General features: G+C 73.7%; 15 protein-coding genes and 3 tRNA genes. 11 read left to right on the top strand and 7 right to left on the bottom strand.

Annotated elements, in window-relative coordinates:
• Window positions 1–22: 22 nt before the first annotated feature.
• The 8 genes from Q5530_RS08805 (at window position 23) to Q5530_RS08770 (ending at window position 10125) form a co-directional block, all read left to right on the top strand.
• Window positions 23–547, top strand: a complete 525-nt coding sequence (locus tag Q5530_RS08805; protein WP_415361739.1) for a PadR family transcriptional regulator — start codon at window positions 23–25, stop codon at window positions 545–547.
• Window positions 544–1221: an ABC transporter ATP-binding protein gene (locus tag Q5530_RS08800; RefSeq protein WP_380634556.1), complete on the top strand. Its 678-nt coding sequence runs from the start codon at window positions 544–546 to the stop codon at window positions 1219–1221. Before Q5530_RS08805 ends, Q5530_RS08800 begins: the two co-directional genes overlap by 4 nt.
• Window positions 1221–3524, top strand: a complete 2304-nt coding sequence (locus Q5530_RS08795; protein ID WP_415361738.1) for an FtsX-like permease family protein — start codon at window positions 1221–1223, stop codon at window positions 3522–3524. Before Q5530_RS08800 ends, Q5530_RS08795 begins: the two co-directional genes overlap by 1 nt.
• A gap of 156 nt (window positions 3525–3680) precedes the next feature.
• A complete protein-coding gene (locus tag Q5530_RS08790; RefSeq protein WP_415361737.1) occupies window positions 3681–5873 on the top strand; it encodes an FtsX-like permease family protein in 2193 nt (730 codons plus the stop codon).
• 87 nt (window positions 5874–5960) lie between these two features.
• Window positions 5961–6506 carry an RNA polymerase sigma factor gene (locus Q5530_RS08785; RefSeq protein ID WP_380634561.1) on the top strand — a complete coding sequence of 182 codons (546 nt, stop codon included), beginning with the start codon at window positions 5961–5963 and terminating at the stop codon, window positions 6504–6506.
• Window positions 6503–7129 (top strand): hypothetical protein, encoded by a 627-nt coding sequence (locus Q5530_RS08780; RefSeq protein WP_415361736.1) that lies wholly within the window; start codon window positions 6503–6505, stop codon window positions 7127–7129. Before Q5530_RS08785 ends, Q5530_RS08780 begins: the two co-directional genes overlap by 4 nt.
• Window positions 7126–8733 (top strand): CHAT domain-containing protein, encoded by a 1608-nt coding sequence (locus Q5530_RS08775; RefSeq protein ID WP_415361735.1) that lies wholly within the window; start codon window positions 7126–7128, stop codon window positions 8731–8733. The genes Q5530_RS08780 and Q5530_RS08775 overlap by 4 nt, the downstream gene beginning before the upstream one ends.
• A 408-nt stretch (window positions 8734–9141) precedes the next feature.
• Window positions 9142–10125 carry a hypothetical protein gene (locus Q5530_RS08770; protein ID WP_415361734.1) on the top strand — a complete coding sequence of 328 codons (984 nt, stop codon included), beginning with the start codon at window positions 9142–9144 and terminating at the stop codon, window positions 10123–10125.
• 798 nt (window positions 10126–10923) lie between these two features.
• Here the strand turns inward: Q5530_RS08770 and Q5530_RS08765 are convergent.
• Complete coding sequence (locus Q5530_RS08765) at window positions 10924–12375, bottom strand: PLP-dependent aminotransferase family protein (RefSeq protein WP_415361733.1); 1452 nt, start codon at window positions 12373–12375, stop codon at window positions 10924–10926.
• 61 nt (window positions 12376–12436) lie between these two features.
• Here Q5530_RS08765 and Q5530_RS08760 point away from each other — a divergent pair, with 61 nt between their 5' ends.
• Entirely contained in the window at window positions 12437–13066 is a 630-nt protein-coding gene (locus Q5530_RS08760; protein WP_415361732.1) for a YczE/YyaS/YitT family protein, read from the top strand.
• On the opposite strand, the gene Q5530_RS08755 is transcribed toward Q5530_RS08760, so the two are convergent.
• Both Q5530_RS08755 and Q5530_RS08750 read right to left on the bottom strand, forming a co-directional pair.
• Complete coding sequence (locus tag Q5530_RS08755) at window positions 13035–13568, bottom strand: Clp protease N-terminal domain-containing protein (protein WP_415361731.1); 534 nt, start codon at window positions 13566–13568, stop codon at window positions 13035–13037. The two genes, Q5530_RS08760 and Q5530_RS08755, sit on opposite strands and share 32 nt — an antisense overlap.
• On the bottom strand, window positions 13565–13777 hold the full coding sequence (locus Q5530_RS08750) for a hypothetical protein (RefSeq protein WP_033428438.1): 213 nt from the start codon (window positions 13775–13777) through the stop codon (window positions 13565–13567). Before Q5530_RS08750 ends, Q5530_RS08755 begins: the two co-directional genes overlap by 4 nt.
• A 65-nt stretch (window positions 13778–13842) precedes the next feature.
• On the opposite strand from Q5530_RS08750, the gene Q5530_RS08745 reads away from it, so the two are divergent.
• Window positions 13843–14607 carry a protein phosphatase 2C domain-containing protein gene (locus tag Q5530_RS08745; protein ID WP_415361730.1) on the top strand — a complete coding sequence of 255 codons (765 nt, stop codon included), beginning with the start codon at window positions 13843–13845 and terminating at the stop codon, window positions 14605–14607.
• Window positions 14608–14650: 43 nt separating this feature from the next.
• Here the strand turns inward: Q5530_RS08745 and Q5530_RS08740 are convergent.
• The 4 genes from Q5530_RS08740 to Q5530_RS08725 all read right to left on the bottom strand — a co-directional run bounded on the left by Q5530_RS08740 (window position 14651) and on the right by Q5530_RS08725 (window position 15417).
• Window positions 14651–14727: transfer RNA gene (locus Q5530_RS08740), tRNA-Phe, on the bottom strand.
• Window positions 14728–14763: 36 nt separating this feature from the next.
• Window positions 14764–14837 (bottom strand) — tRNA-Asp (locus Q5530_RS08735).
• A gap of 40 nt (window positions 14838–14877) precedes the next feature.
• Window positions 14878–14950 (bottom strand) — tRNA-Glu (locus tag Q5530_RS08730).
• A 221-nt stretch (window positions 14951–15171) separates the two neighbouring features.
• The gene (locus Q5530_RS08725; protein WP_380634572.1) at window positions 15172–15417 is read right to left on the bottom strand and encodes a hypothetical protein; all 246 of its coding nucleotides are present in this window, start codon (window positions 15415–15417) and stop codon (window positions 15172–15174) included.
• A 163-nt stretch (window positions 15418–15580) separates the two neighbouring features.
• On the opposite strand from Q5530_RS08725, the gene Q5530_RS08720 reads away from it, so the two are divergent.
• Complete coding sequence (locus Q5530_RS08720; RefSeq protein ID WP_415361729.1) at window positions 15581–16081, top strand: hypothetical protein; 501 nt, start codon at window positions 15581–15583, stop codon at window positions 16079–16081.
• Window positions 16082–16085: the final 4 nt, after the last annotated feature.

Genomic DNA, 16085 nt, shown 5'->3' with positions numbered 1-16085 from the left:
CCTCGTGTGTATAGTCGCTCTCATGTCGATCGGACACGCCCTGCTGGGCCTGCTGGAAAAGGGCCCCCGGCACGGGTACGACCTGAAGAGGGCCTACGACGAGCGCTTCGGCCACGACCGGCCGCTGCACTACGGGCAGGTCTACACGACGCTGTCGCGCCTGCTCCGCAACGGCCTGGTCGAGGAGGCCGGGGTCGAGGCGGGCGAGGGCCCGGAGCGCAAGCGGTACGCCATCACCGACGCGGGCGTGACGGACGTGGAGCGGTGGCTGACGACCCCGGAGAGGCCGGAGCCGTACCTCCAGAACACCCTGTACGCGAAGGTCGTGCTGGCCCTGCTGTCCGGCCGCAGCGCGGACGACGTGCTCGACGTCCAGCGCTCCGCGCACCTGGGGACGATGCGCGAGCTGACCAGGCGGAAGGCCGACGGCGACCTGGTCGACCAGCTGATCTGCGACCACGCCCTGTTCCACCTCGAAGCCGACCTGCGCTGGCTGGAGCTCACCGCCGCGCGCCTCGGCCAGCTGAAGACGGCGGTGACCCGGTGAACCCCCTGCTGGAAGCGGTCGACCTGCACAAGTCGTTCGGGCCGACCCCGGCGCTCGACGGCGCGGGCCTGCGGGTGCGCGCCGGCGAGGTCGTCGCCGTCATGGGCCCGTCGGGCTCGGGCAAGTCGACCCTGCTGCACTGCCTGGCCGGCATCCTCCAGCCCGACTCGGGCACGGTGCGCTACCGCGACGTGGAGCTGAGCGCGCTGGGTGACGGACCGCGCAGCGAGCTGCGGCGCACCGACTTCGGGTTCGTGTTCCAGTTCGGCCAGCTGGTGCCGGAGCTGAGCTGCCTGGAGAACGTGGCGCTGCCGCTGCGCCTGGGCTCGGTGAAGCGGCGCGAGGCCGAGGCGCGCGCCCGCGAGTGGCTGGAGCGGCTGGAGGTCGCCGACGTGGCGGACAAGCGCCCCGGCGAGACCTCCGGCGGCCAGGGCCAGCGCGTCGCGGTGGCGCGGGCGCTGGTGACGGGCCCGAGGGTGGTGTTCGCCGACGAGCCGACGGGCGCGCTCGACTCGCTCAACGGCGAGCGGGTGATGCAGCTGCTGGTCACCGCCGCCAAGGAGACCAACGCGGCCGTGGTGCTGGTGACGCACGAGGCGCGCGTGGCGGCGTACTCCGACCGCGAGGTCGTGGTGCGCGACGGCCGGTCCCGCGAGATGGAGCCGGTCCGGTGATGAGGTGGCTCTCCGACCTGGCCCTCGGCGTCCGGCTCGCCCTCGGCGGCGGGCGCACGTCGTGGGTCCGGCTCGCGCTGACCGGCGCGGGCATCGGCATCGGCGTCGCCGTGCTGCTGGCGGCGTCGTCGGTCACGACCGTGCTGTCCGAGCGCGACGCCCGCTCGTCCGCGACCCAGGCGGTCACCGCCGAGTCGCCGCCGAGCGGTCAGGACGTGCTGTACCAGGCGTACTGGAACACGGAGTACCGCGGCGACTCGATCGACGGCCGGTTCGTGCGGGCCTCGGGTCCGGGCGCGCCGGTGCCGCCGGGCACGTCCAGGGTGCCGGGCGACGGCGAGGTCTTCCTGTCGCCCGCCCTGGCGGAGCTGCTGGCCTCCCCGGAGGGCGAGCTGCTGCGCGAGCGGTTCCCGCAGGAGGTGGTCGGCACGATCGACCGGTCCGGCCTGAACGCGCCGCACGACCTGCGGTTCTACGCGGGTGACGCGACGGTGTCCGAGGAGGGCGGCACCGCGGTCGTCTCGTTCGGGGGCCAGCTGCGGGAACGCTCGCTGGACCCGATCCTGTCGCTGCTGATCGTGGTCGGCGTGGTGGCGCTGCTGTTCCCGGTGCTGGTGTTCGTGGGCATCAGCACGCGGCTCGCGGGTTCCGAGCGGGACCGCAGGCTGGCGGCGCTGCGGCTGGTCGGCGCGGGCGCGCAGCGCGTGCGGCGGATCGCGGCCGGCGAGTCGCTGCTCGGCGCGTTCGTCGGGTTGGCCGTGGGCGTGGCGCTGTTCCTGGTGGCCCGCCAGTTCGTGGAGCGGGTCCGGTTGATGGGCCTCAGCGTGTTCGTCGAGGACCTGACCCCGTGGCCGCCACTGGCGGTGCTGATCGGCGTGCTGGTGCCGGTGCTGGCCGTGGTGACCTCGATCGTGGCCATGCGTCGCACGGTGATCGAGCCGCTGGGCGTGGTGCGCCGCACGAAGCCGGTGCAGCGGGTGCTGTGGTGGCGGGTGCTGCCGATCATCATCGGCTCCGGCGCCCTGCTCACCCAGGCCGGCACGATGGGCGGGGCGGACGGCCGGGCGTCCGAGCCGATCCTGATCGGCGGCATCATGATGCTGCTGCTGTCCATCCCGCTGCTGCTGCCGTGGGTGGTCGAACGGGCGGTCGGTCGCTTGCGCGGCGGCGCGCCGTCGTGGCAGCTGGCCATCCGCAGGCTCCAACTGGAGAGCGGCACGGCCGCCCGCGTGGTCGGGGGCGTGGCCGTGGTGCTGGCCGGCGGCATCGCCCTCCAGTCGATGCTGGCGAGCGCGGAGACCCTGGTCGTCGACCGCCGGCAGCCGGAGGCCGACCTGAGCCGGGTCCAGGTCGACCTGCGCGACGCCACGCCGGAGGTGACCGCCGAGACCGTGGCGCTGCTGGGGCGGTCGGTGGGCGTGGAGCGGGTCCACCCGCTCCAGGGCCTGGCGTTCGTCCGCGGCGAGGACGAGTACGGCTCGATGAACATCGGCACGTGCGAGGTGCTGCGCGCCTACGTCGCGCTGCCGTCCTGCCAGGAGGGGGACGCGTTCTTCGTGGTCCCCGAGGAGGCGCCGAACTCGGGCTTCGACACGCCGCTGGAGCCGGGCCAGCGGGTGACCGTGGTGCTCGACCAGGAGCAGGTGCCGTCTGGTCCCCAGTGGACGATCCCGGAGTTCACCGAGGTCGAGCAGGGCTCCGAGAGCGGGGGCCGCCACTACGGCCTGATGGTGACGCCGTCGCTGGCGGAGGGGCTGCCGCTGGAGTCCGCGTACGCCAGCGTGCTGGTGCGGGTCGACCCGGCGCAGCCGGACATCGCCGAGCACGTCCGCAACGCCCTGGCGCCGATGACCTGGCAGGTCTACACGTCGTACTTCGGCGACACCGGCGTTTCGCAGCGGGTGGAGGAGTTCCAGAGCATCCGGAGCGCCCTGCTGGCGGGCTCGCTGATCACCCTGCTGCTGGCCGGTGCGAGCCTGCTGGTGCTGGCCCTGGAGCAGGTGCGTGAACGCCGGCGGCCCCTAGCGGTGCTGGCCGCCAGCGGTGTGCCCCGGGGCGCCCTGGGGCGGTCGCTGCTGTGGCAGAACGCCGTGCCGCTCCTGCTCGCCCTGGTGGTGGGCATCGCGGTGGGCGGCACCCTGGCGGCCCTGCTGCTCAAGATCATCACGCAACCGATCGTGCTGGACTGGGCGGGCATCGGCGTGCTCAGCGGCACGGCGGCCCTGATGGTCGTGGTGGTCACGCTGCTGTCCCTGCCGTCGTTGCGCCGGGCGACCGGTGCCCTAGGCCTGCGATCGGAGTGACGCACGACACCACCGGCGCCGCCGTCCCACGACTTTCTCGCGACGGCGGCGCCTCCCCAGGCCACGCGACCCGGCTCCGCGGCGTCTTAAGGACGTGATCTCTTTCCTGGACGACATCGTGGGAGCCGGCGGCCGGAGCGCGCGGGGTGCGCTCCGATGAGGTGGGTCGCCGATCTGGTCCTGGGCGTCCGGCTGGCTGTCGGGGGCAGCCGGACGTCGTGGGCCAGGTTGGCGCTCACCGCCACCGGGGTCGGGCTGGGTGTGACCGTGCTCCTCCTGGCCGCCTCGATCGGACCGGCCCGCGAGGCCAAGTCCGAGCGGGTGCGGGCCGCGGCGGTCACCTCGGCCGAGGACCGGGCGGCCACGCTGAAGGTCCGCCGGGTCACCGTCCCGTGGCAGGGGCGCGTGATCAACGGGGTGGAGCTGGCCGCCACCGCGCCCGACGCGCCCGCCCCGCCGGGGGTCGGCCGCGTCCCCGGTCCGGGCGAGCTGGTCGTCTCGCCGGAGCTGTTCGAGCTGATGCGCACCGACGACACCGTCCGCGCCCGCTTCCCGGAGAGCGTGATCGGCGTGATCGCCGACGCGGGCCTGCCCAGGCCGAAGTCGCTGCTCTTCTACGCCGGGCTGCCACCGGCGCACGTCGAGTCCGCCGACGGTGCCACCGGGTTCGGCAGCGACCTGCCGGGCACGACGCTGCTGCCCGCCTACCGCCTGCTGATGGTCGCCGCGATCAGCGCCCTGCTGGTGCCGCTCGGCATCTTCGTCGTGGTCGCCACCCGCCTCGGCGCCACCGGCCGCGCCCGGCGCCTGGCCGCGATCCGCCTGGTCGGCGCGTCCCGCCGGCAGCTGCGGTGGATCGCCGGCGGCGAGACGCTGACCGGGGCGGTGCTGGGCCTGTTCGTCGGCGTGGCGCTGTTCTTCGCCGCCCGGCCGCTGGCCCGGTTCATCGAGGTCGAGGGCGTCGGCTTCTTCCCCACCGACCTGCTGCCCGACCCGCTACTGGGCGCGCTGATCGCGCTGGGCGTGCCGGTGGTCGCGGTGGTGTCGGCCCTGCTCGCCCTGCGGGCCGAGGAACCGGGGCCGCTGGGCCTGGTCCCCGCGGTCGAGGTGCCCGCCCGGCGGGCGTGGTGGCGGTTCGCGCTGGTCGGCGCCGGGGCCGTGGTGCTCGTGGTGATCTCCGCGGTCGGCGGGTTCTGGGAGGTCATGACCGACTCGCGGCTGGCCGTCGGCATGGGTCTGGGCATCGCGCTGGTCCTCGCGGGCACCGGCGCGGTGCTGCCGTGGCTGGTCGGGAAGGTCGCCCACCACGTGCAACCGGACGGCGTCGCGCCCATGCTCGCCCTGCGCGCGCTGCGGTTCGACGCCGGCACGGCCCGCGTCCTGTCCGGTGTCGTGGTGGTGCTGACCGGGTCGCTGACGCTCCAGGTGCTGCTCGGCGTGGCCGCGCAGATCACCGCCGCCCCGCCCGTGGACGACCCCGACCGCTGGGTGCTCGACCTGTCCGGGCACACGCCGGTCCGCTCGCTGGAGGAGGCGATCTCCCTGGTGGGCGGGGTGGAGCGGGTCGACGAGGTCCGCCGGTACCACCCGCGCGAGGTGCCGGGCACCTCCCTGGTCAGCGCGGACTGCGCCGAGCTGACCGAGCGCCTGCGGGTGGAGGACTGCGCGCCCGGCTCGGCCTACCTGGTCGGCGGCCGGGGTCCCGCGCCGGGCACCGCGCTGACCGTCGAGGGCCGGCGGTGGGTGGTCCCGCAGCACCGGCGGGTCGAGGTCGACGACGTCCGGTGGGGTCTGTACGTCGCGGGTGGCGCGGACCCCGTGCTGGCGGCGGTCCCCCCGGCCGAGCTGGTGGTGCACGGCGCGCCGGACGAGTCGTTCGGCGACCGGCTGCTGGCCGCCACCGGGCGGGTCGACCGGGCCGTCACGCTGCGCGCGCCGTTCGAGGCGGGCCAGGTCGAGCTGTTCACGTCGCTGCGCGGCGGCGTGATCGGCGGTTCGGTGCTGCTGACCCTGCTGGCCGTGGTCGGGCTCGTGGCGGCGGCCGTCGACCAGGTGCTGGAGCGCGCCCGACCGACGGCCGTGCTGGCGGCGAACGGCGTGCCGCACCGGGTGCTCGCGGTGTCCGCGCTGTGGCAGTCGGCCGTGCCCACGGCGCTCGGCACCGGCCTGGCCGTGCCCGTCGGCGTCGGCACGGCGTGGCTGGTGGTGCCGACCTCGTCGTTCCGCGTCGAGTGGACCGAGATCGCCGCCCCGGTGGCCTCGGCGGCGGTCGTCGTGCTCGCGATGTCGGTGTGCACGCTGCCCGCGCTGCGCTCGGCGATCCACCCGACCGCCCTGAGAACCGAGTAGCGACGCACCGGAACGATCTTCGGTTCCCAGCACCACACCATCGAGCGGTAGGAGTATCCCCAGGTCAGACCGGCGGCCTTTGCTGGTGTGCAAGATCGAACCAACACCGAACTGCTCGCTCTCGCCCACGCCGGCGACGAGACCGCCTGGCAGGAGATCGTCCGCAGGCACGTGCGCCTGGTCTGGGCGGTGCCCCGCTCGCACCGCCTGGGCCCGGAGGACGCGGCCGACGTCTGCCAGACCACCTGGCTCGCGCTGGCCGAGAACCTGACCCGCATCCGCCGCCCGGAACGGCTGGGCGCGTGGCTCGTGACCACGGCCCGGCACGAGTCGCTGACCGTGCTGCGGCTGCGCGGCCGCGAAGCGCCCGCCGAGCTGTGGCCACCACCCGACCACGCGCCGACGCCCGAGGACGCCGTGCTCGCCGACGAGGCCGACGCCCGGCTGTGGCGGGCGTACGCGACGCTGGGCGACCGGTGCCGGGAGATCCTGCGGCTGGCCGCGTTCGCGCCGGAACTGTCGTTCACGCAGGTCGCGGAGGCGGTGGGGCTGCCGGTCAACAGCCTCGGGCCTACGCGCTCCCGGTGCCTGGCCGCGTTGCGCCGGCGCATCGGCGTGGAGGTGGCCCGGTGACCGCCGACCGCCTGCTGCTCGACGCCCTCGCCCACCTGGTCGACCACCTCGACCCCACGCCCGACGAGCTGGCAGGGCGAGCCGCCGGGGCCCTCGCCGAACGCGTCGAGGCGACCCCGATGCGGATGCTCACCGACTCGGCCCTGGTCACGCCGCCGGGGACGCGCGGTCGGTGCGCCACCCGAACGCTGCGCTTCGTCGGCCTGGACCTGCTGCTCGATCAGGCCATCAACGGCCTGCACGCCACCGGACTCGCCGGCGCCGGACTCACCGGCACCGGACCAGCCAACGCCGACACCGGGCTCCACCACGCCGGCGCTCCCCAGCCGCACCACTCCATCCCCCGTCCCGCGAACGCTCCCCACCCACACCACTTCGCTCCCGCTCCCGCCGACGCCCCTGCGCCCGGTTCCGTCCACCCCGGCTCCGTCCACCCCCGCCTCCCAACCTCCGCCCTCCTCGTCCCCGGCGCGGTGGCCGTGGTCCGGTGGCCCGGCGGCGAGGCCCGGACGCCGGTGGACCGGGCGGGCTGGTTCCACCTGGACGGCGTGCCGTCCGGACCGGTCCGGTTCCTGCTGCTCGGACCGGCGACCCGCCACGCCACCCCGTGGTTCGTCGCATGACGCCCGAACGCACCCGCGCCCTGGTCGACCGGGCGGAAGCGCTGCTCAGCACCGGCCTGGTGCGGGAGGCGAACGCCGTGCTCCGGGCCGCCGTGACCTCGCGCCTGCCGGAGGCCCTGCTGCTCGCGGCGCGCTGCGCGTTGCGCGACGGCAACGCCATCGTGGCGCGCGCCCTGGCAGCGGAAGCGGAAACCTCCTTCCGCGCCGAGGACCGGCCGTCCTGGGTGCCGGTCGCACGGGCGCTCGCCCTGCGCGCCGGCGCACCGGGTTCGGCGAGCGCGGTCGCCGCGGCGTGCGACGAGCAGGGCCACCACGACGCCGCGGCCGAACTGCGGCTGGCCCTCGTGCCGGCGGAGGCCGCCGCGCACCGGCACCGGGGCACCGCGCGGTCCAGGGCCGTCGGCTGGCTCGCCCGAGCCCGCCTGGCCACCTCGCGCCGGGACGCGGTCGCCGCGTGCCGCGCGGGACTCGCCCTCACCAAAACCGGCCCAGACACCGACACCCGCGGAGACCTGGTGGACCTCGCCCTCGACCACGCCCTGACCAGCCGGGACGCCCGATCGGTGCGGTACTGGGGTGAGCGCCGCCACGGCGCGCCGCCCGTGCCGACGCCCGAGGTGGGCGAGGTGCGCGCCGAGCTGAGGCTGGCGCGCGTGCGGGGCGAGCACGACCGGATCGCGTACCTGGAGCGGGAGGTGCGCAGGTTGTCGTTCGCGGCGGGCACCGCCCACGACCCGGTCGTGCCGCTGGCGGACGTCGTGGACGCACTGGGCGACCGGGCCCTGCTGATGTTCATCAGCCACCGCGGTCGCCTGGTCGCGGTGTCGGTCGCGGGCGGCCGGGTCAGGCTCCACGACCGCGGCGACGCCCGCACCGCGGCTCGACACGTTCGAGCGATCTCCCTCGCCGCCACCTCACGCGCAGTGGCCGGCTCCCCAGGGACCGGATCCGCCGCACCGCACGCGGTGGCCGAGCTCGACGGCCTGCTGCGGCCGGCCGGGGACCGGGGGCTGGTGATCGTGCCGAGCCCGGAGCTGGCGCGGGTGCCGTGGGCGGCGCTGCCGTCGGCGCGGGGGCGGGCGGTGTCCGTGGCGCCGTCGGCCGGCTGCTGGTTCCGGGCCGCCTCACGACCGTTGGCGCTGGACAAGAGGTTGTGGGTGGCCGGTCCCGAGCTCCGGCACGCGTGGCGCGAGGTTGAGGCTTTGCAGCAATTGCACGGTGGCGGGTTCCGCTCCACCGTGGACGAAACGCTGGCGGGAATGGCGCACGTGGACGTCGCCCACATCGCCGCGCACGGGGTGCGTCAAGATGAGCTGTTTTCCTATTTGCAACTTGACGATGGCCCTTTGCACGGACATGACCTGGACAGCCTGACCAAAGTTCCCCCGATAGTGGTGCTGTCCGCGTGCGAGTCCGGTTTGGCGCGGGTCCTGCTGCGCCGGGGAGCGCGCGTGGTCGTGGAAAGCGTGCGGTCCGTGCCCGACGACCGGGTGGTCGACGTCATGATCGATCTGCACGCTGGGCTGAAACATCCAGCGCAAGCGCTTGCGGATGCCCAGGCGCGACACGGGGACCTGGGTTTCGTGTGCGTGGGGGCCGGATGAGCAGCCGAACACGAGCTACCTTCGGGTACGCCGGTTGGCCCCGACACATATTCACCTGATCAGCTTAATCATTTCGTTGGTACCGAGGATCACCCCACGCCACCCGCAGCACATCGAACCCCACAACGTCGATCGAGTTCAGGCAGCAAAAGGCGCACACCTCCGTCCACACAGGACAAAACCACCACCACCCGACCCGTACCCGAGAAACTCTCACCCGATGCGGTGGAGGCGACGGACGGTGTTCACGGAGGGGTGCGACAACCCGGACAGCCGCACCGCACCGCCCTTCCGAGTGGGTTCCGCCGGAGAAAGTTCGAAAATGCGGTGACCAGTGATAGACATAGCGAAACGTCGACCTCGAACGGTCCGTCCCGTTCGCCGTAACCGGAACGGTGGTGATCCCCAGTGGCAGTTCCCGACGCGGTGCGCCGCAGCGGATCGCTGCTGGTGCGGGCCCTGACCGTAGGCGGTTTGGCGACGGCGGCCTGGCTGGTGTGCGCCGGTTCGGCGGCGGCGGAGGACCACCCCGGCGACGTGGCGGACCTCCTCGCCGCACCGGACCTCCACTCCCCGGGTGCCTACTCCCCGGGTGCCTACTCCCCCGGCGCCCACTCCCCCGCCGCGGACTTCGCGTTCGGCACGGACTTCCCGTCCACGGCTGCGGACCTCGGGTTCGACGAGCAGCGGACGCAGGCCGACGCACTGCTCCACGCCGCGGTGCCGGCACACGAGTCGGCGGAGATCTTCGAGATCCCCCCACTGTTCTTCGTCCCGCAGCTCGTCGTCCCGCAGCCGGTGGAGCAGCCCGCGGGGGTGAGCCAGGTTCTGGCGAACGAGGCGTTCTTCGCCGACACCCCCTTCGCCGACGACCCCTTCACCGACGAGGGCCAGTCGTACTCGGGCTCCACCCACTCCACCTACAGCCACTCGGGCTCGGCGACGAACACGATGCCCGCACCGATGTACGAGGCGAAGGTGGCCGCGAAGGCAGCCGCCCGAGCGGCAGCCGAGGCCACCCCCGCCTCACCGATCGAGGACCCGCCCCCAACCCCACCGGCCACCCCCACAGCGGACCCGGCACCCTGGGCGATCGCCACGACGTTCTCGACCGCAGCACCGGACGCGCAGTCCACCAGGATCACCGAGGTGACCTGGGAAGCGCCGGAGCACAACGTGCCCGCCCCGGCCCCGAAGCAGGCCCCCGCGCCCAGCGCGCCGACGGCCTCCTCCTCCAGCGCCGACAACGGCGGCGGTCACCGAGGTGGCCTCATCGCCTCCCTCACCGGCCAGTCCGGCGTGGAGCGGACGACCTCCTGGTCGGTAGAACGCCGCGACGACGGGCGGTCGCCCGGCAGCGTGCCAGGTCTGCCCAGCACGTCACCCGACTGAGTTCCGCGGGACCCGTGTGCCCCGAGCACACGCCAGCCGCAGTCATCCGGCACTGAGAACGAAGCCGCTGTCCGGCGCCGACGCGCCCCAGCACACCAACAGGCTTCCCGTTCCTGCCGACCGCGCCCCGGCAGGAACGGGCATGGATCCCGTCGCAGCGCTGCCCCCGCAGCGATGGGATCGCACGGGAGCCTGCGGTGGGGGATGCCACTCCCTGGAGCGTCTCCCACCGCAGGTCCAAAGACCACCGTCGGGTTCCGGCCCATCGAGGGGCTGCGCCGGAACCCGACGGGGCGGTTGATCACACGATGGAGTGATCAACGCCCAAACATGTACGAAAACGGGCCCCTCGCGCATCGGTTGAACATGAGGAACCCCGAGCGACCACCACCGCCACCCCACGAGCCGACCGCCCCTCCCGTCCACTGGACGAGTCGGCAGGAGGACCAGGCGGGGCAGACGACCCGAGCGGGCAGGCAAAGCGGCGGGGTGATCGAGCAGCCGGGCCGACCAGCTTGCCGCACCGAACGGTCACACGAGCCGAGCCGGAAGCCGGAGCAGGTGGCCGGAGCGGTAGCCAAGGCAGCCGGCTGGCAGGGCCGGGCAGCCGGCCGGGCGAGTCGGGTAGCCAGGCAGCCGGCTGGCAGGGCCGGGCAGCCGGCCGGGCGAGTCGGGTAGCCAGACGGCCGGCTGGCAGGGCCGGGTAGCCAGGCAGCCGGCCGAGCGAGTCGGGTAGCCAGACGGCCAGCTGACCGGGTCGGGCAGCCGGAGCCGGAGCACAGGGTGATCCAGACCCGGTCAAGCGACCGGGATGGCGATGTCCTCCTCGCTCACCAACCCCGTGCCGTTGACCGACCCCGCCACCACCCCGAGCCGGCGAACGGCATCGCGCAGGACGTCCGGCGGCTGGACATAGGGCAGTCGCAGCCAGCGCTCGAAGCCGCCGTGGGCGCCGAAGCGGGCCCCCGGCGCCAGACGAAGACCGTGGTTCTGGGCCACCACCGCGATCCGGGTGCTGACCGGCGCGTCGAGCTCGCACCACACGCTCAGCCCACCCGCCGGGCGGGTGAAGCGCCACGTCGGACAGTGCTCGCGCAGGCCGGCCATCAGGACGTCGCGGTGGGCGGCCAGCTGGGCGCGACGCTCGCGGAGCGCGGGGTCCGGATCCGCGAGGAGGTCGGCCAGGACCAGTTGGTCGACCACCGCGGACCCCAGGTCCAGGGCCGTTCGCGTGGAGATCAACCGGTGGACCACCTCGGCCGACGCGCGGATCCAGCCGATGCGCAGGCCGCCCCAGTGGGACTTGCTCGCCGACCCCAGGGTGATGACCACGTCGTCGGCGAGGGCGGCCATCGCGGGTGGGCCGTCCAGGGGGTCGCCGTCCAGGTCCAGTTCCACGATGGTCTCGTCCACCACCAGCGGGGTCCTGGCGCGGCGGGCGATGTCGGCCAGTTCGACGCGCCCCTCGGCGTCCAGGCGGTGCGCGGTGGGGTTGTGGAAGTCCACCACCACGTACGCCATCCGCGGCGCGGCCTGGCGGAGCGCGGCGGCCATGCCGGGCAGGTCCCAGCCGGTGTCGGTCATGGCCACCGGGACGGGGATCGCCGAGACGGCCTTGATCGCGTCCAGGGCGTTGGGGTAGCTCGGTTGCTCGACCAGCACCCGGTCGCCGGGGCCGGTCAGCAGGCGCAGCGTCATGGCCAGCGCGTGCTGGGCCCCGCTGGTGACCACGATCTGATCCGGTGTCGTGGGCACGCCCCGCATCTCGTAGCGGGCGGCGATGCGCGCGCGCAGGTCCGGGTGCCCGTGCTCGTAGTAACCGTGGTCCGCCAGCTGCTCGGGGAGGCGGCGGCGGACGTTGTCGAAGGCGGTCAGCACGCCGGGCAGGGCGGGTGGGGCGGCGCGGGCGAAGTCGATCATGCTGTGGCCGACGAGCGGGGTGTCCGGGGTGATGCCCATCGTCCCGCTCGGCAGGCTGATCCACGTCCCGGCGCCGCGGCGGCTGGCGACGAGGCCCTCCGCGCGCAGCTGGTCGAGGGCCGCGGTGATCATGGTGCGGCTGACCGGGAGGGCTTCGGCCAGTTCGCGCTCCGCGGGCAGCCGGGTGCCAGCGGGCAGTCGGCCGTCGAGGACGAGCAGGCGGATGGCGGCGGCCAGGTCCGCGGAGCCCTGGCGCGCTCCTCGACGACGCCACTCCCCCAGCAGGCGGGCCAATCGAATACCGGAGATGCGTCCACCGGGTACGGTCATGAGGCCAATTATCGGTTATTGGCTCTGGAGTACAAGGCCAATGGCAACAGAAGATGGCCACATGCTTGCTGCGCTCATCCCGGTGCCCGTCTCCGTTTCGCCGCTCCGCCGCGTCCCGCAACTCCTGGTCGGGCTCTGGCTCTACGGCGCGAGCACGGCCCTCCAGCTCCGCGCGGGCCTCGGGCTGGAACCGTGGGGCGTGCTGCACGAGGGTCTGACCGAGCTCACCGGGTTCTCCTTCGGCCTGGTCACGGGCCTGGTGGGCGCGCTGGTGCTGCTCTGCTGGATCCCGCTGAGACAGCGACCGGGCGTCGGCACGGTGGCCAACGTCGTCGTCATCGGTGTCGCGGTGGACGTGACCCTGGCGTTCCTGCCGGGGCCGACGGCCCTGCTGCCGCGCGTCCTGTTCCTGGTCGCGGGCATCGTGCTGAACGGCCTGGCCGCCGCCACCTACATCGGCGCCCGGCTGGGCCCCGGTCCGCGCGACGGCCTGACCACCGGTTTCTGCGCGCGGACCGGGACCTCGGTGCGCCTGGTGCGCACGGTCGTGGAGGTGGTGGTGCTGTCGGCGGGCTGGTTGCTCGGCGGCACGATCGGCGTGGGCACCGTCCTCTACGCCGCCGCGATCGGCCCGCTGACCCAGGCGTTCCTCCCGCTGGTCACGTGGGCTGGTTCACGACCCGCTTCCTGAGTTCGACGTAGTTCACGCCGCGCGCCCCCAGCACCTCGGCCACCAGCCCCCGCTGGGACAGCAGCGCCAGCAGCACGTGCTCCTGCCTGAGCGTGTTGTGGCCGAGGTCACGGGCTTCGAACAGGCTGCGCTCCAGCGTCTGCTTGGCGGCGGCGGTGAACGGCAGGTGGTTGCCGAAGAACCGCCGTCGCCGCTTGGGCGCCGCGGCCAGCGCGCCCTCGCCGTGGGTGCGCTCGACCGACGCCACGATCTGGTCGACGTCGATGCCCAGCCCGCGCAGCGCCTCGGCGTCGGCGTCGCTGAGGCCGCCCTTGCGCCGGGCGGCGGCGAACGCGCCGACCACCTCGTCGCGCGCCAGGTCGAAGCCCGCGAGCACGGGCGCGTCGAGCAGCGCCAGCGCCAGGTGCTCCGGCCCGATCTCGGGCGCGTCGAGCCGCTCGGCCTCGACGACGGCGTCGTGCACCGCCTGCCGGGCCTCCCTGGTGAACCGTTCCGCGATCATCGTCCTCCCCCGTGCTTCTTGTGGACGGCCTGCCGGGTGACCCCCAGCTCGGCCGCGATCTCCTGCCAGGACCAGCCGCGCGCGCGGGCGTTGCGCACCTGGACCGCTTCGAGCGTTTCGAGCAGCCGACGCAGTGCGCTGACCGCCCGCAGCCCGACCCTCGGGTCCTGGTCGCCCGCCGCCGAGGCGAGTTCGGTTGCCTCCGTCATGGCGTCAACTCTGGTTGACATGCGCGCTCTTGTCAACCCAGGTTGACGGGCTAGGCTCGGGACCGATGCCCGAGATCACCACCGCCGAACGCGCCGGCGTCGGCCTGGACGGCCTGCCGCGCCCCACGGAGGACCGGGTCGTCGTCCTCCCCGACGTCGTGGTGCTGCTGGACGGCGCCACCTCGCCGACCCCGCGCGCACGCGACGGCGGCTGGCACTCCCGGCACCTCGCCGCGGCCCTGACCACCGAGCTGACCCGCGCACCCACCGGTTCACCGGTCGACCTGGCCGACGCCCTCGCGCGGGCGATCGAACGGCTCGCGCGCGAGCACGGCCTGACCCCGGGCGACTCCCCGTCCAGCACGGTCGCCGTCCTCCGCTGGACCGACACCTCGGTGGACGCGCTGGTGCTGGCCGACAGCCCGGTGGTGGTGTTCACCGATCGCGGGGTGGACGTGCTCGCCGACACCCGGCTGCGCGACCTGCGCGGGGAGGTCGACCGGATCACCGACTGGCGCAACCGCGAGCACGGCTGGTGGGTGGCCGAGGCCGACCCGGCGGCCGCGCACCGGGCGGTGCGGCGCAGGTGGCCGCGCCACGAGGTGCGCGCCGCCCTGGTCGCGACCGACGGCGTCTCGTGCGGGGTGGACGACTACGGCCTGTTCGACTGGCCGGACGTGCTGGAGATCACGCGGGAAAAAGGCGCGGAAGCCGTCCTGGACGCCATTCGCGCGGCCGAGGCCGGCGATCCGGACCGCACCGCGTGGCGTCGGTCGAAAGTGCACGACGACCAGGCGCTCGCGGTCGTCGCATTCGGGGACGGAAAATGAAGAAAGCCCCTCGCGCGATCGCGAGGGGCTTTCTCCGATGTAGTGGTGGCCAGGGGCGGGGTCGAACCGCCGACCTACCGCTTTTCAGGCGGTCGCTCGTACCAACTGAGCTACCTGGCCAGGTAGCAACCCGGCCGTGTAGCCGAACTGCTCTTGCGACCCAGACGGGACTCGAACCCGCGACCTTCGCCGTGACAGGGCGACGCGCTAACCAACTGCGCCACTGGGCCTTGCTGCACTGCTCTGCCTTGCCGATCTTACTGTACTACGTGCCCCCAACGGGATTCGAACCCGCGCTACCGCCTTGAAAGGGCGGGGTCCTAGGCCGCTAGACGATGGGGACCAGTTCCTCCAGCAGCCTCTTGGGCCACCTTCTTCCCAGGCCCTCCACGCTGTCCGGTGGAAGCATCGTAAGCATAGGGCACAAGGGTGCGCACTTCCAAAACGGGGGTGGCACTTCGCGTTGACCTGCGCGAATTACCCCGCCGGACACCCTGGAACCCCGTCGCGGCGACCCGGCCGACGCCCGCGCGATCGCGGACCCGACCGGGCCGGCCGGACGTCCTAGCGCTGAACGGGCGGCGGACCCCCGTCCTCGCCCGGTGACAGCCCGAGCATCTCGAGCAGCAACCGGCAGTCCTCGGCACTGGTGGCACCCCGCGCGACCGACAGCCGCGCCCGGTGCACCTGGTCGTCCGAGATCCGCGATGGTTCACCGGTCCGCTGGGCGGGCACCCCACCGCCGCCCGGCCTGGACATGATGTCGTCCTGGTTCCACAGGAACTGACGTACTTCTAGGGACCCGCTCATGACGCCTCCCCGACTTGAGGTTGGCGCGAGGCTAAGCGAGCCCGACGAACCACCGCAGCCCCCCGCAGAGTGATTCGAGGGCGACACAGCGTCACTTTCCGTGTAGGCCACTTGGTGTCGAGCACCGCGTGGTCTGCTTGACGCGAACGAGGAGGGTGAATCCATGACCGAACCGGTACCGGAGCGGACGTCGGCGGATGCAGCAACCGGGACACCGCCGGCCGCAGGTGGGCGGGCGGCGGAACAGCCGCCGGCCGAACAGCCGAGCGCCCCGCGCGAGCCCGACCCCGCCGAACCGCTGCCGGGCACCACCGGCGCGGGGCAGGCCGCGCCCGTGGAGCAGCCGCCGGCGGGGCGCGGGGACGCCGCCGCGCCGACCGCCACCGGGGAACCGTCGGGCACCGGCACACCAACCGGCACCGGCGATCCGACCGACACCGGCGATCCGACCACCGCCGGGGCGTTCGGCCAGGCCGGGGCCGACCCCCACGACCTGCTCGGCACCCTCTCCCTGGCCGACATCGAGGCGGACATCGACCGCCTGATGACCGAGAAGATGAGCGAGCTGGACGGCATGCTGGCGGGCCTGGAGGAACTGGTGCAGCGCCTGGAGGGGGAGATCACGCACCTGGAGCCCCCGCGCGACGACACCACTACCCCCTAGGGGT

Origin of the sequence: Saccharothrix sp. BKS2, from assembly GCF_047689505.1 — a bacterium.
Taxonomy (GTDB): Bacteria; Actinomycetota; Actinomycetes; order Mycobacteriales; family Pseudonocardiaceae; genus Actinosynnema; species Actinosynnema lopnurensis.
This window is presented reverse-complemented; position numbering and strand designations above follow the sequence as displayed.

Coding starts and splice junctions, on each gene's coding strand:
- Q5530_RS08805 (WP_415361739.1), top strand. CDS start 23: ATGTCGATCGGACACGCCCTGCTGGGCCTGCTGGAAAAGGGCCCCCGG.
- Q5530_RS08795 (WP_415361738.1), top strand. CDS start 1,221: ATGAGGTGGCTCTCCGACCTGGCCCTCGGCGTCCGGCTCGCCCTCGGC.
- Q5530_RS08790 (WP_415361737.1), top strand. CDS start 3,681: ATGAGGTGGGTCGCCGATCTGGTCCTGGGCGTCCGGCTGGCTGTCGGG.
- Q5530_RS08775 (WP_415361735.1), top strand. CDS start 7,126: ATGACGCCCGAACGCACCCGCGCCCTGGTCGACCGGGCGGAAGCGCTG.
- Q5530_RS08765 (WP_415361733.1), bottom strand. CDS start 12,375: ATGACCGTACCCGGTGGACGCATCTCCGGTATTCGATTGGCCCGCCTG.
- Q5530_RS08760 (WP_415361732.1), top strand. CDS start 12,437: ATGCTTGCTGCGCTCATCCCGGTGCCCGTCTCCGTTTCGCCGCTCCGC.
- Q5530_RS08755 (WP_415361731.1), bottom strand. CDS start 13,568: ATGATCGCGGAACGGTTCACCAGGGAGGCCCGGCAGGCGGTGCACGAC.
- Q5530_RS08750 (WP_033428438.1), bottom strand. CDS start 13,777: ATGACGGAGGCAACCGAACTCGCCTCGGCGGCGGGCGACCAGGACCCG.
- Q5530_RS08745 (WP_415361730.1), top strand. CDS start 13,843: ATGCCCGAGATCACCACCGCCGAACGCGCCGGCGTCGGCCTGGACGGC.
- Q5530_RS08725 (WP_380634572.1), bottom strand. CDS start 15,417: ATGAGCGGGTCCCTAGAAGTACGTCAGTTCCTGTGGAACCAGGACGAC.
- Q5530_RS08720 (WP_415361729.1), top strand. CDS start 15,581: ATGACCGAACCGGTACCGGAGCGGACGTCGGCGGATGCAGCAACCGGG.